The following is a 14001-nucleotide window of genomic DNA, read 5'->3' as shown; positions in this document are numbered from 1 at the left end:
AAGGCGCGGCAGGCGCGGTGAGGTGGAGGGATCAGCGATGGACGCAGAAGCGGACGGACGGCCGATGCCGGCCCTGTTCATCGGTCACGGAAGCCCGATGAACACGCTCGAGGAGAATGACTTCACGCGGGCCTGGCGGGCGCTGGGGCGGGCGTTGCCGCGGCCGCGGGCGGTGCTGTGCGTCTCGGCGCACTGGTATATCGGCGCGACGGCGGTGACCGCCATGGCGCGGCCGCGAACCATCCACGATTTCTATGGCTTCACGCCCGAATTGAACGCCTTCCAATATCCCGCGCCCGGCGATCCGGAAGTGGCGGGGGAGGTGGTCGAGGCGCTGAAACCCACCTGGGCCGGGCTCGACAACGACCAGTGGGGGCTCGACCACGGGACGTGGAGCGTGCTCGCGCATCTCTATCCCGAGGCCGACGTGCCGGTGCTCCAGCTCTCGATCAATGCGCTGAAGCCGATGGACTATCACCTCAATCTGGGCGCGCAGCTCGCCGCCTTGCGCGAACAGGGGGTGATGGTCGTCGCCAGCGGCAATGTCGTCCACAACCTCCGGATGATGCAGCGGCACATGCCCGACGGCACGTTCGACTGGAATGCGAGGTTCGACGCGGCGGTGGAGGCGCAACTGGCCGAAGATCCGGGCGCGATCCTGAAGCTCACCGAGCATCCCGACTATGACAAGGCGGTGCCGACGCCCGATCATTTCCTGCCCTTGCTGTACCTCGCCGGCATGGCGCGCGGGGAGGGGGGCCTGAACGCGCTGGTCCACGGCCACGCCATGGGGTCGCTGTCGATGACCTGCTATGGGCTGGGCGTCGAGGCGGCGCGCGCTATCGAGGCCGAGGGCGCGGCGACGGTGCCGGACGGGGTGCCGGCGGACCAGTCGAACATCTGATCCGCCGCACCCGCTTCTACATCGCCGGCCAGGGCTCGACGCGGAGAAAGCTGCCGGCCTTGGGGCGCCAGTCGCGGATCGCGGTGCCATCGGCCTTGCGGTAATTGTCGGCCAGCTGGGCGCGATACCAGCGGAAGGCGCGCTCCTTTTCGGTCGTGACCCAGCAGATGGCATGGATGTCGCCTTTTTCCGTGGCGAAATCCTTGAACTGGCCGACCAGGCTGGACGGGTAATAGCTGCCGATGGGGCGGACATCGTTGGGCATGTCGGCGGCCATCAGTGCCTCCCATGCCTTGTTCTTGTCGTAGCTATATTCGCCGTAACCGTCCTTCAGTGCATAGGCATCGACGACGAAGAGCGCGGTGAAGGGGTTAATCCCCGTATTGCCGTCCTGATACTGGCAGGCCGAATAGAGAATGTCCTTGTCGGCGGCGGCGGCGGGCGCGGTGACGGACACGGCCGCAAGCGCGGCAACAATGGCTAGACGCATGGACGATCCCCCTGTGGAGCCGCAATGATCGCGGCGGATGGGGCTGTTGGCAAGGGCCGAGGGCGGCGGCACCGACGCCTTCGTGCACATCAGCGCGGTCGAAGCGGCCGGCATGCGCACGCTCGATCGCGACCAGCGCGTCCAGTATGAAGTGCAGGCCGGCCGCGACGGCCGCATGAGCGCGGTCAACCTCCAGTCGGCCTGACCGGGCGACCCGGCCCGTCCGTGACCCTCACGGGCGGGCCTTCACCCCAGCCAGGAGCCCTTCGAATATCGAGTGTCGAATATTTTGAAGAGCAGGCCGCGCGGTGCCGCAAGGACGCCGAGGCCGCGAGCCTCGCTAACGTGCGCGACCGCCTGCTCCAGTCCGCCATCACCTGGGAAGCCATGGCCGCCCGCATGACCCGCACGCTGGCGCAGCGCGATGTGAACGAGGCGGCGAAGGCGGCGCGAGAGGGGTAGCGAAATCTTGGCTGTTTGTGAGAAAGTAGTTAATCGCGCGATCGAACTTAGCTCTCTTCAATTTCTGAAGACTTGACCTTTAGCGAACGATTTATTCACAATGGGCCTGAAGGAGCGCCAACGTGAGCAAGTCATTCGATGAGAGGCCAGACCTCTATATTGGGTTGGTCTGTGCGGCAGGGACGGATCTAACCGACCTTAAGGACCAACTCTCTGCTCAACTAAGTGTTGTTGGCTATAAGACCGAAATTATAAAAGTCAGCGACCTGCTTTCGGAGCTGCTCAGAATCCCCGCTATTGAGGACGAATACGAGCGGATTAAGAGCCTTATGGCCGCTGGCGACAAGCTGAGGCAAAATTCCACTAAGGGCGAGGGCGTAGCCGCTGCCATAATTGCCGAAACTAGACGTCGTCGTGGAGGGTCTGAGAATCCATCTTCGACTGCTTATGTAATTGATTCATTGAAGAATCCCGCAGAAGTCGGCCTGCTTGATCAAATATATGGTCGGAACTACTACACAATTTCGGTATTCTTTCCAAAAGAAAGCCGTCTATCAACGCTTACTAATCTAATTGCTCGCAAGCAGAAAATTCCTCCCAACGATAGTCATATCAAACTTGCGAAAGAGTTGGTTAAGGAGGACGAGCGCGGAGCAGGAAAGCTCTGCCAAAATGTGCAAGACACATTTCCCAAGGCTGATTTCTTTATCGACGGCGAGAGAAATATCGTCGAGCAGGCTCAACGATTTGTGCAGCTTGTGTTCCGAGAGCCATTCACGACGCCAACTCCTGACGAGTTTAATATGTTTGTCGCCAAGGCTGCTGCTTTGCGGTCGTGTGACCTGTCCAAGCTTGTTGGTGCCGCTATAGTCGATGAACGCGGCTGTATCGTAGCGACCGGGAGCAATGAAGTGCCTTATCCGGGCGGTTCAATATATTACGAGGGTCGTACCGATGGGATCGGCGACAATCGCGATAAAGAAGAGGGGCATGACCCCAATTACTTCGAGATACACCGAACGATCATTGAGTTGATCGGCCTTCTTAAGGAAACCGGCCACGTTCAAACCAATCGTACCGAAGGCGACATCGCCGACGATCTGCTACACGGCGAGCATAAAGAACGCATAAAGGGGGCGCGAATTCGAAATCTTATCGAGTTTGGGCGTGTGGTTCATGCGGAAATGCATGCAATCACTCAAGCAGCTTCGGTCGGGCGACCGGTCGGAGGGAGTACTCTCTATTGCACCACTTTTCCGTGTCATGGCTGCGCCAGGCACATCATCTCATCCGGCATTGCTGAGGTCGTTTACATCGAGCCCTACCCAAAGAGCCTGACTGGGACGCTTTACGGGCGAGAAATCGAGATGAGCAATGAACCTCTAACGCGTGAGCAGCGCCATAATATCTCCCGGGTCCGTTTCCGTCCATTCCACGGCGTCTCACCCACTTTGTACTCGAGGGTTTTTCAAATGCGAGACCGGAAGGATGATCGTGGCGTTATTGCAACATGGAAGCCGAAGAAGGCGATCCCTGTCGGAGCGGTCTTCGGTGTAGAGCGCCCGAAGCTCGAAATTGCCGCGTCAAACTCTGTTGCGGAGGTTCTCGAGAAGATTAGTGTGGCTTCACCGAATCAAGCAGGGGAGATCATTGATGCCGCGCCCGACACTCCTCCAGCAGATCAGTAGCGACCGACAGACTTACCGGACTTTTCAGCCTGCTGAAAAGTCGTCGTCATCACGCGAAATCAGGTATGCAAACGGTTGTTCGCCGTCCTCCTCCTTTTCGGAAGCCCCGCGCTCAAATCGTTTGAAGTAATTTCCGCGTTCGCGCTCGGAACAAAACGGGAACGTTGGCGTTCGTTTTGCTGGAAAGTGAGGCTGTCATGGCCAAGAAAACTACGGGCATTAAGGCAGCTAAAGCTGCTTCGAAAACGCTACGCGATGATCGAACCGCGTCCGCATCTAAAACTGCGGCCGGATCCGCACTGAGTCAGGTCGAGCGGAAGAAGACAAAGAAAAAATAATCTATCCCAGTGCTATCTGGAATGCTCCGGTGGCAGCCTCTCTCCGAATTGAGAGAGGCAACTTATTACTGATCTAGGAAGCTCCGCATCTTCCTCGAGCGGCTCGGGTGCTTGAGCTTCCGGAGCGCCTTGGCCTCGATCTGGCGGATACGTTCGCGCGTCACGCTGAACTGCTGGCCGACTTCCTCGAGGGTGTGGTCGGTGTTCATGCCGATGCCGAAGCGCATGCGCAGGACTCGCTCCTCGCGCGGCGTCAGTGACGCGAGGACCCGGGTGACCGTTTCCTTGAGGTTGGCCTGGATCGCGGCGTCGACCGGGATGACGGCATTCTTGTCCTCGATGAAGTCGCCGAGGTGGCTGTCTTCCTCGTCGCCGATCGGCGTCTCGAGGCTGATCGGCTCCTTGGCGATCTTCATCACCTTGCGGACCTTCTCCAGCGGCATGGAGAGGCGCTCGGCAAGCTCTTCCGGGGTCGGCTCGCGGCCGGTCTCGTGGAGGAACTGGCGGCTGGTGCGGACGAGCTTGTTGATCGTCTCGATCATGTGGACCGGGATTCGGATGGTCCGCGCCTGGTCGGCGATCGAGCGGGTGATGGCCTGCCGGATCCACCAGGTGGCGTAGGTCGAGAATTTGTAGCCGCGGCGATACTCGAACTTGTCGACCGCCTTCATCAGGCCGATGTTGCCTTCCTGGATGAGGTCCAGGAACTGCAGCCCGCGGTTGGTGTATTTCTTGGCGATCGAGATGACGAGGCGGAGGTTCGCCTCGACCATTTCCTTCTTGGCGATGCGCGCTTCGCGCTCCGCCTTCTGGACCTGGTTGACGATGCGCCGGAACTCGCTGAGCGCCATGCCGGTGCCCTGGGCGATCTCGCCGATCTCGGTGCGGATGCGGTCGACGGTCGGACGCTCGGCCGCGGCGAAGGCGGCGAACTTCTTGTCGATGGTGGCGACGCGGTCGAGCCAGCCGTCGTCGAGCTCATGGCCCATGTAGCTGTCGAGGAAGGCCTTGCGCGGCACGCGGTGGCGCTCGGCAAGGCGCAGCATCTGGCCACCGAGCGCGGTCAGGCGCCGATTGTAGCTGTAGAGCTGCTCGACCAGATATTCGATCTTGGCGTTGTGGAACTGGACGCTCTCGACCTCGGCCGTGAGCTGTTCGCGCAGCTTTTGGTATTCCTTCTCCTTGGCGGGGGAGAAGGGCGTGCCGGCGGCCATGCAGGCGAGGCGCGCGTCCTGGAGCTTGGCGAACTTCTTGTAATGGTCGGTGATGGCGGCGAACCGCTCGAGCGCCTGCGGCTTGAGCGTCTCCTCCATCTGGGCGAGGCTGAGGGTGTTGTCCTCCTCTTCCTCTTCGGCGGGCTTGGGCGCGCGGTTCTCGCGCAGCTCGTCCTCGTCGTCGCCGTCGGCGGGGGCCGATTCGGGCTCTTCCTCGTCCTTGAGGGTCGGGCCAGCGGCCGCAGCGGTGACTTCGCCGTCGCCGTCCTCGTCATTTTCCGCGGCGTTGAGCTGTTCGGCCGAGGGGCCCTTCGACAGCATCGCCTCGAGATCGAGGATCTCGCGCAGCTGCATCCGGCCTTCGTTGAGGGCCGTCGACCATTCGATGATGGCGTTGAAGGTGATCGGGCTTTCGCACAGGCCCCAGATCATCGTGTCGCGGCCGGCCTCGATGCGCTTGGCGATGGCGATCTCGCCCTCGCGGCTGAGAAGCTCGACCGCGCCCATCTCACGCAGGTACATGCGGACGGGATCGTCGGTGCGATCGACCGTCTCCTTCTTGACCGCCGCCGCGGGGCGCGGACCGCCGTCGTCGAGCGGATCGACCTCGTCGTCGGAGGAGTCGTCCTTGTCCTGCTCCTCCTCGTCGTCGGAGCCTTCTTCCTTCTCGACGATCTGGACGCCCATGTCGTTCAGCGCCGACATGATGTCCTCGATCTGCTCGCTGGACATCTGGTCCTGCGGCAAAGCTTCGTTGAGCTCGTCAATGGTGATCGTCCCGCGCTTCTTGGCGCGGGCGATGAGCTTTTTGACGGACGCGTCGTTGAGATCGATCAGCGGGGCGTCGCCGCCATCCTGATCTTCGCTGTCCTGAGGTTCGACTTTGGCCATGGTTGGGTGCTGCGCTTAATCGCTGGCGTTCAATTCTGCCAGCCTCTTGGTGAGTTCCTGATTCGTAAGGCTGAGCCGGTGCTGCTCTGCCACAGCCGACTCATCTTCCGATGCCCGCTTGGTCGCCTCCGCGAGCGCCGTCGCAATCTCCCTCTGCATCGCAAGCAGTTCGATGACCGCGCGCAGGTCGCGGCGGGCATGATCGGGATCGCTGTCAGCGCGGTTGAAGGTGAACCCTTTGCCGAAGCCCCCACGCACCTCGCGGAGCAGACGGGAAATCTCGGCATCGGCGAAGATGGGAGCAAGTTGCTGCGAATCAAGGGCGGGGAGGGTGAAGGCGAGGTCGAGCAGCCGGCGCTTCAATGTCTCGGCCGCCACGTCGGCGAAGGGCAGGGAGGCGAGCGCGTCGGTTTCTTCCTGAAGGACGTCGGGGAAAGCGGCGAGCCCGGCGACGATCGCGCGCGAGGTCCAGCGGTCGATGCCTTCGCTGGCGATGGCGCGGGCGGCCGGCGAGGCGGGCGGCTCGGCGGGGAGGAAGCCCTTGCCCTTGACCCAGGTCCCGCGGCGCTGGGCCGGTCCCTGCTGCGGGCCGCGGTGACCAGGGGAGGCGGGCGCCCGGTCGCGGCGGTTGAGCGCGAAGAAGCGGTCCATCCACTCCTCGCGGTAGAGCTGCGACAGCGAGCGGTCGGCAATCGCCGCGGCATGGTCGATGAGACGCTGCTTGAGGCCCGCGCGCTGCTCTGGCGTGGTGAGCGGCGAGGCCTCCACCTCGTGGCGCCAGAGCCGGTCGACCAAGGGCTCGGGCCGGGCCAGGAGCGCCTCGACCGCGTCGCGGCCCCCAGTGTTGACCAGATCGTCGGGGTCCTGGCCTTCGGGCAAGGTGACGAAGGAGAGGGTGCGCTCGGGTCCCAGCAGCGGGAGCGCGCGCGTTGCGGCGCGGATCGCGGCCTTCACGCCCGCCTTGTCGCCGTCGAAGCAGAGGATCGGCGAGGGGTCCATCCGCCAGAGGAGTTCGAGTTGCCGCTCGGTGAGCGCGGTCCCGTTGGGCGCGACGACTTCGGCGATGTTGGCGCGGTCGAGCCCGATCACGTCCATATAGCCCTCGACCACGATCAGGCGCTTGGCTTGGCGCGCGGCGGGCGAGGCGCGGTCGATGTGATAGAGGGTCGAGCCCTTGTCGAAGAGCACGGTCTCGGGGCTGTTGAGATATTTGGGTTCGCCCGCGCCGAGGATCCGTCCGCCGAAGCCGATCACCCGCCCGCGAGGATCGCGGATAGGAATCATCAGCCGCCCGCGGAACCGGTCGTAGGGCTCCTTCCTGGGCTCGTCCTCGACCCTGATGAGAAGGCCGCAGTCGACGAGTTTGTCGTCGCCGTGCCGTTCGAGGGCTTTCCTGAGGCCGTTGCGGCGGTCGGGGGCGAAGCCGATTCCGAAGCGCTTGATCGCCGCCGCGCCGATCCCGCGCTTTTGGCAATAAGCGCGCGCTTCCGCGCCTTCGATCCCGTCGAGCTGCTCGGCGAACCAAGCCTGGGCGTCGGCCATGACGTCGTGGAGCGTCGCCTGGCGCTTGGCGCGTTCCTGGGCACGCGGGTCCGCGGCGGGGACCTCGAGCCCGGCGGCGGAGGCGAGTTCCTTGACCGCGTCCATGAAGGGCAGCCCGCGGTTCTCGGTCAGGAAGCGGATCGCATCGCCATGCGCGCCGCAGCCGAAGCAATGGTAGAAATGCTTCTCGTCGTTGACCGTGAAGCTGGGCGTCTTCTCGTTGTGGAACGGGCAGCAGGCCTTCCACTCGCGGCCCGCGCGGGTGAGCTTCACGTGCGGCGCGATGACGCTGCTGAGCGTCGTGCGGGCGCGGAGCTCGTCGAGGAAGGCGGGGGTCAGCATGGGGCGGTGAGGGCGTCCTTCGACTTCGCTCAGGACGAACGAGGATTCGGGCTCATCTTACACGGTTCGTTCGTGCTGAGCGAAGTCGAAGCACGTTCGTGCGGCGGTTTCGAAAGCAGCTTTATGGTCTCCCAATTCCCCGCGATCAGCGCCTCTTTCTTTGCGCGCGTCCAGCCCTTGATGCGGCGCTCGAAAGCCAGCGCATCGTCGCGACTGCCCGTGGCTTCGGACCAGACAAGCCGGACAGGTCGTCGACGACGCGTATAGCCTTCATGCGAGCCGTACTGATGCTCGGCCAGCCGCTTCTCGAGGTCGTCGGTATGCCCGACATAATAAGAGCCGTCCGAACAGCGCAGCATGTAGACCCAGAAGTGCAAGTGCATGTGGAGGCGTTCGCGCCCGCGCCCTTCGACTTCGCTCAGGGCGAACGATGAGGGGATGGACGGTTTGGCGCAAGCGGCCTTCGACTTCGCTCAGGGCGAGGTTTATTTTCGCCCAAGTTCTCGTTCGTGCTGAGCGAAGTCGAAGCACATCGATGCGTGCGCTAGGCGCCGCTCAACGCCCCCTCCCCCAGCCCCTCCCGCAAGCGGGAGGGGAGTTGTGGGGTACGACCCTCAGCCCGCCAGCGCCCCCTTCACCAGCCCGCTCGCGCGGGCCGGTTCGATGCTGGTGCCGAGCTGTTCCTTCACGGCGGCCATGACCCGGCCCATGTCCTTCATGCTCGATGCGCCCAGTTCGGCGATGATGGCGCGGACCTTGGCCGACGCTTCCTCGTCGCTGAGCTGCGCGGGCAGGAAGGTTTCGATGACGGCGATCTCGCTTTCCTCCTGAGCGGCGAGTTCCTCGCGGTTGCCCTGGCGGTACATGGTGACCGATTCGCGGCGCTGCTTGATCATCTTCTGGAGGACCTCGGTGACCAAGGCGTCGTCGTTGACAGGGGCGGCGGCGGTGCGCAGCTCGATGTCGCGATTCTTGATCGCGCTCTGGATGAGGCGGATGGTGGCGGTGGCCTGCTTGTCGCCGCCCTTCATGGCGGTGACGAGGGCGGTCTTGATGGTGTCGCGGATCATGGGGCGGGCTGTTAAATGCTATGGCCTCGGTTGACCAGCGCATCGCTTTTCCCTAGCGGCGGCGGCTTAGCGACATCGTTGTCCCAACCTTCAAAGGAGCCCTCGCCCCGATGGCCAATCCTGCGCCCATGTCCGCGCCCCCGGGAGCCACCGGCGCCCTCGTTTTCGCCGATGGACGGGTCGTTTGGGGCAGGGGGTTCGGCGCGCAAGGGGCCGAGGTGGCCGAGCTCTGCTTCCACACGGCGATGACCGGCTACCAGGAAGTGATGACCGATCCGTCCTTCGCGCGGCAGGTGGTCTGCTTCACCTTTCCGCACATCGGCAATGTCGGCGCGAACGACGAGGACGTCGAGGCGGACGATCCCCATGCGGTCGGCGCGATCGTCCGCGAGAGCGTGACCGGGCCGTCGAACTTCCGGGCGAAGAGCGACTTTCCGGCGTGGATGGCGAAGCACGGCCGGATCGGCCTGTCGGGGGTCGACACCCGCGCGCTGACCAAGCTGGTGCGGCGCGAGGGGCCGCCGACGGTGGTCATCGCGCATGACGCGGAAGGGCGGTTCGACATTCCCGCGCTGGTGAAAATGGCCGCCGAATGGCCGGGGCTGGAAGGCATGGACCTCGCGAAGGAGGTGTCAGCCAAGCAGCTCCGGGTGTGGAGCGGCGGCAAGTGGACGATCGAGCTGGGCTATGCGGGGGAGGAGCGTCAGCGTGCTTCGACTTCGCTCAGCACGAACGATGTTGGGAATGCGTCCACCGGTTCGTTCGCCCTGAGCGAAGTCGAAGGGCCGCAGACCAGGCCCCACGTCGTCGCGATCGACTATGGCGCCAAGCGCAATATCTTCCGCAACCTGGTTGAGGCCGGCGCGCGCGTCACGATCCTGCCGGCGACCGCCAGCTTCGAGGAGGTGATGGCGCACGAGCCCGACGGCTTCTTCCTCTCGAACGGGCCGGGCGATCCGGCGGCGACGGGGGAATATGCGATTCCGGTCATTCAGGCGATGCTGGAAACGAAGCGGCCGCTGTTCGGCATCTGCCTCGGTCACCAGCTTCTCGCGCTCGCGGTGGGGGGCAAGACGAGCAAGATGTTCCAGGGCCACCGCGGCGCCAACCACCCAGTCAAGCGCCTCGCCGACGGGGCGGTCGAGATCACCAGCATGAATCACGGCTTCGCCGTCGAGCGGGAGGGAATGCCGGCGAACGTGCGCGAAACGCACGTCTCGCTGTTCGACGGGAGCAATTGCGGGCTCGAGCTCACCGACCGGCCGGCGTTCAGCGTGCAATATCACCCCGAGGCGAGCCCGGGACCGCAGGACAGTTTCTATCTGTTCCAGCGGTTCGTGGGGATGATGCGGTGAGGCAGCCCGCAGCACTGCTGATCGCATCGCTGCTGACTGCATGCGCAACGCAGCGAAGCCCGGATCTGCTGATCACCCAGCAGAGTTGGTCCAGCATGTCCCTTAAGGAGAAGCAGGCCAGTCTGGATCAGCTGTCCGCAACCTGCGGATTACGTCCATACACACTAAGAGCGCTCGGCGGTGATCAAGTGACTTTGCGACCAGATCCTAATTCATCCTTCGAAAGCGTCGACTGTCTTCTCAAGAAGGTGAAACCACTTGGGTCGTTCGTGAAGCTCGGCTTCGTCGGCAACGAAGCATACGCAGAAGAGAAGAAGTAAGATGCCCCGCCGCACCGACATCTCCTCCATCCTCATCATCGGCGCCGGCCCGATCGTCATCGGGCAGGCGGCGGAGTTCGATTATTCGGGCAGCCAGGCGGTCAAGGCGCTTCGGGCCGAGGGCTATCGCGTGATCGTGGTCAATTCGAACCCGGCGACGATCATGACCGATCCCGAGCTCGCCGACGCGACCTATATCGAGCCGATCACGCCCGAAGTGGTGGCGCGGATCATCGAGGCGGAGAAGCCCGACGCGCTGCTCCCGACCATGGGCGGGCAGACCGCGCTCAATACGGCTCTGGCGCTCTATAAGGACGGGACGCTCGACCGGCTCGGCGTCGAGCTGATCGGGGCCAATGCGGCGGCGATCGAGAAGGCCGAGGACCGGCAGAAGTTCCGCGACGCGATGGACGCGATCGGGCTGGAAAGTCCGCGCTCGGCGATCGTCCACTCGATCGAGGAGGCGATGGCGGCGCTCGACGAGGTGGGCTTGCCGGCGGTGATCCGGCCGAGCTTCACGCTCGGCGGCACCGGCGGGGGCATCGCCTACAATCGCGAGGAATATCTCGAGATCGTGAAGTCGGGGCTCGAGGCCTCGCCGACGACCGAGGTGCTGATCGACGAGAGCCTCGTCGGGTGGAAGGAATATGAGATGGAAGTCGTGCGCGACCGCGCCGACAATGCCATCATCATCTGTTCGATCGAGAATGTCGATCCGATGGGGGTGCATACGGGGGATTCGATCACCGTCGCCCCGGCGCTGACGCTGACCGACAAGGAATATCAAAGGATGCGCTCGGCGAGCATCGCCGTGCTCCGCGAAATCGGCGTCGAAACAGGCGGTTCCAACGTCCAGTTCGCGGTCGATCCGAAGACCGGGCGGATGGTCGTGATCGAGATGAACCCGCGTGTGTCGCGTTCCTCGGCGCTGGCGTCGAAGGCGACCGGCTTCCCGATCGCCAAGGTCGCGGCGAAGCTCGCGGTCGGCTACACATTGGACGAGATCGCCAACGACATCACCGGCGGCGCGACCCCGGCGAGCTTCGAGCCGACGATCGATTATGTCGTCACCAAGATCCCGCGTTTCACCTTCGAGAAGTTCGCCGGGAGCCCGGCCGAGCTGTCGACCGCGATGAAGTCTGTCGGCGAGGTGATGGCGATCGGGCGGAGCTTCGGCGAAAGCCTCCAGAAGGCGCTGCGCGGGCTCGAGATCGGGCTGTGCGGGCTCGACCGGGTGCGGCACCTCGAGACTGCGGCGCCCGACGAGGTCGAGGCGGCGCTGGCCAAGGCGACCCCCGACCGGCTTCTGGTCGCGGCCGAGGCGCTTCGCCACGGCCTCAGCGTCGAGCGGATCAACGCCATCGCCGGCTTCGATCCCTGGTTCCTGGAGCGGCTGGCGGAGATCGTCCGGGCCGAGGGACAGGTCCGCGCTTATGGCCTGCCCAACGATGCGGCGGGGCTTCGCCGGCTGAAGGCGATGGGCTTCTCGGACGCGCGGCTGGCGCAGCTGTCGCTCCGCTCGACCGGCATGAACCGCGAGATGAGCGAGCTTCAGGCGCGGGGCGGGGGCGTGGTCCATGCCGCGATGCGGGCGATGACCGGCGGCGTCACCGAGGCCGAGGTGCGCAAGCACCGGATGAAGCTCGGCGTGCGGCCGGTCTACAAGCGCATCGACAGCTGCGCGGCCGAGTTCGATGCCTCGACGCCCTATCTCTATTCGACCTACGAGGCGCCCCTGTTCGGCGAGCCCGAGGACGAGGCGGAGATTTCCGACCGCCGCAAGGTGGTCATCCTGGGTGGCGGCCCGAACCGGATCGGGCAGGGGATCGAGTTCGATTATTGCTGCTGCCATGCCGCCTTCGCGCTTCGCGACGCGGGCTATGAGACGGTGATGGTCAACTGCAATCCGGAGACGGTCTCGACCGATCCGGAGACCAGCGACCGGCTCTATTTCGAGCCGCTGACCCGCGAGGACGTGCTCGAGATCGTCACCCGCGAAAGCGAGAAGGGCGAGCTTGCCGGCGTGGTGGTCCAGCTTGGCGGGCAGACCCCGCTCAAGCTCGCGGCCGGGCTGCAGGCGGCGGGGATCCCGATCCTCGGCACCAGCCCCGACAGCATCGACCTGGCCGAGGACCGCGAGCGGTTCGCGGCCTTGGTCAACCGGCTTGGGCTGATGCAGCCCGAGAACGGGATCGCGCGCAGCCGCGAGGAAGCCCTCAAGGTCGCCGAGCGGATCGGCTATCCGGTGCTGCTCCGCCCGAGCTACGTGCTCGGCGGGCGGGCGATGGAGATCGTCGACGGCCCGGCGCAGCTCGACCATTATGTCGCGACCGCGGTTCAGGTGTCGGGCGAGAGCCCGGTGCTGGTCGACCGCTACCTGCGCGACGCGACCGAGGTGGACGTCGACGCCATCTGCGACGGGACCGACGTGGTCATCGCCGGCGTGCTCGAACATATCGAGGAAGCCGGGGTCCATTCGGGCGACAGCGCCTGCTCGATCCCGCCGCACAGCCTGTCGGCCGAAATTGTCGCCGAGATCGAGCGGCAGACCCGCGCGCTCGCGCTTGAGCTCAAGGTCCAGGGGCTGATGAACGTCCAATATGCGGTCAAGGACGGGCAGCTCTACCTGATCGAGGTCAATCCGCGCGCCAGCCGGACGGTGCCCTTTACCGCCAAGGCGATCGGGACCCCGGTCGCGAAGATCGCGGCCCGGGTGATGGCGGGCGAGCAGCTTGCCGATCTTCCCGCGATCGACCGCTCGATCGGCCATGTCGCGGTCAAGGAGAGCGTGTTCCCGTTCGCGCGCTTCCCCGGCACCGACCCGGTCCTCGGACCCGAGATGAAGTCGACCGGCGAAGTCATGGGGATCGCTGGCGATTTCGAGATGGCCTTCGCCAAGAGCCAGATCGGCGCGGGCACGGTGATGCCGCAGGAAGGCACCCTGTTCGTGTCGGTCAAGGACAGCGACAAGGAAGCGATCGTGCCGGCGATCGAGGCGATGCTCGACCTCGGTTTCGACGTGATCGCGACCGGCGGGACCCACGACCATCTGGCCGCGCGGGGGCTTGCCGTGACCAAGGTCAACAAGGTGGCCCAGGGGCGGCCGCACATCGTCGACCGGATCGTCGACGGCGGGGTCCAGCTCATCTTCAACACGACCGAAGGCTGGCAGAGCCTCAAGGACAGCCAGTCGATCCGGGCGACGGCGCTCAACCGCAAGGTGCCCTATGTCACCACGGTGGCGGCGGCACTGGCGATGGCGCGGGCGATCCGGGCCGCGCGGGGCCGCTCGCTTGAAGTCCGCTCCTTGCAGTCCTATTATTCCGCTCGCGCAATCTGAAGCTCCCCCGCCAGACATGTTCGTCCGGTCCCGCCGCGAGGCGGG

Annotated in this window: 12 protein-coding genes; 7 read left to right on the top strand and 5 right to left on the bottom strand. The window is 64.5% G+C overall.

The window, feature by feature from the left end; genetic code table 11:
- The first annotated feature begins 37 nt into the window (after nucleotides 1-37).
- Nucleotides 38-904 (top strand): 4,5-DOPA-extradiol-dioxygenase, encoded by an 867-nt coding sequence (gene ygiD / locus AC4GYU_RS11520; protein WP_491087093.1) that lies wholly within the window; start codon nucleotides 38-40, stop codon nucleotides 902-904.
- Between the two features lie 16 nt (nucleotides 905-920).
- On the opposite strand, the gene AC4GYU_RS11515 is transcribed toward ygiD, so the two are convergent.
- Entirely contained in the window at nucleotides 921-1394 is a 474-nt protein-coding gene (locus AC4GYU_RS11515) for a hypothetical protein (RefSeq protein WP_491087092.1), read from the bottom strand.
- 37 nt (nucleotides 1395-1431) lie between these two features.
- Here AC4GYU_RS11515 and AC4GYU_RS11510 point away from each other — a divergent pair, with 37 nt between their 5' ends.
- From AC4GYU_RS11510 to AC4GYU_RS11500, 3 genes are all read left to right on the top strand, one after another.
- On the top strand, nucleotides 1432-1599 hold the full coding sequence (locus AC4GYU_RS11510) for a cold-shock protein (protein WP_491087091.1): 168 nt from the start codon (nucleotides 1432-1434) through the stop codon (nucleotides 1597-1599).
- A 20-nt stretch (nucleotides 1600-1619) separates the two neighbouring features.
- The gene (locus tag AC4GYU_RS11505; RefSeq protein WP_491087090.1) at nucleotides 1620-1856 is read left to right on the top strand and encodes a hypothetical protein; all 237 of its coding nucleotides are present in this window, start codon (nucleotides 1620-1622) and stop codon (nucleotides 1854-1856) included.
- A 122-nt stretch (nucleotides 1857-1978) separates the two neighbouring features.
- Nucleotides 1979-3544: a deaminase gene (locus AC4GYU_RS11500; RefSeq protein WP_491087089.1), complete on the top strand. Its 1566-nt coding sequence runs from the start codon at nucleotides 1979-1981 to the stop codon at nucleotides 3542-3544.
- Nucleotides 3545-3947: 403 nt separating this feature from the next.
- Here the strand turns inward: AC4GYU_RS11500 and rpoD are convergent, their stop codons facing one another.
- From rpoD to AC4GYU_RS11480, 4 genes are all read right to left on the bottom strand, one after another.
- Entirely contained in the window at nucleotides 3948-5987 is a 2040-nt protein-coding gene (gene rpoD, locus AC4GYU_RS11495) for an RNA polymerase sigma factor RpoD (RefSeq protein WP_491087088.1), read from the bottom strand.
- A 15-nt stretch (nucleotides 5988-6002) separates the two neighbouring features.
- Complete coding sequence (dnaG, locus tag AC4GYU_RS11490) at nucleotides 6003-7871, bottom strand: DNA primase (protein WP_491087087.1); 1869 nt, start codon at nucleotides 7869-7871, stop codon at nucleotides 6003-6005.
- Nucleotides 7872-7900: 29 nt separating this feature from the next.
- Entirely contained in the window at nucleotides 7901-8254 is a 354-nt protein-coding gene (locus tag AC4GYU_RS11485) for a GIY-YIG nuclease family protein (RefSeq protein ID WP_491087086.1), read from the bottom strand.
- Between the two features lie 231 nt (nucleotides 8255-8485).
- On the bottom strand, nucleotides 8486-8941 hold the full coding sequence (locus tag AC4GYU_RS11480) for a GatB/YqeY domain-containing protein (RefSeq protein ID WP_491087085.1): 456 nt from the start codon (nucleotides 8939-8941) through the stop codon (nucleotides 8486-8488).
- 110 nt (nucleotides 8942-9051) lie between these two features.
- Here AC4GYU_RS11480 and carA point away from each other — a divergent pair, with 110 nt between their 5' ends.
- Genes carA through carB form a run of 3 tightly spaced genes read left to right on the top strand, consistent with a single transcriptional unit; the run spans nucleotide 9052 to nucleotide 13956 of the window.
- Nucleotides 9052-10296 (top strand): glutamine-hydrolyzing carbamoyl-phosphate synthase small subunit, encoded by a 1245-nt coding sequence (carA, locus tag AC4GYU_RS11475; RefSeq protein ID WP_491087084.1) that lies wholly within the window; start codon nucleotides 9052-9054, stop codon nucleotides 10294-10296.
- A complete protein-coding gene (locus AC4GYU_RS11470; protein ID WP_491087083.1) occupies nucleotides 10293-10616 on the top strand; it encodes a hypothetical protein in 324 nt (107 codons plus the stop codon). The genes carA and AC4GYU_RS11470 overlap by 4 nt, the downstream gene beginning before the upstream one ends.
- Before the next feature lies 1 nt (nucleotide 10617).
- Nucleotides 10618-13956, top strand: a complete 3339-nt coding sequence (gene carB, locus AC4GYU_RS11465) for a carbamoyl-phosphate synthase large subunit (RefSeq protein WP_491087082.1) — start codon at nucleotides 10618-10620, stop codon at nucleotides 13954-13956.
- Nucleotides 13957-14001 lie beyond the last annotated feature (45 nt).

Source organism: Sphingomonas sp. SP2, from assembly GCF_058313385.1.
The sequence above is the reverse complement of the archived record's forward strand: the minus strand, read 5'-3'. Positions and strand labels throughout refer to the sequence as shown.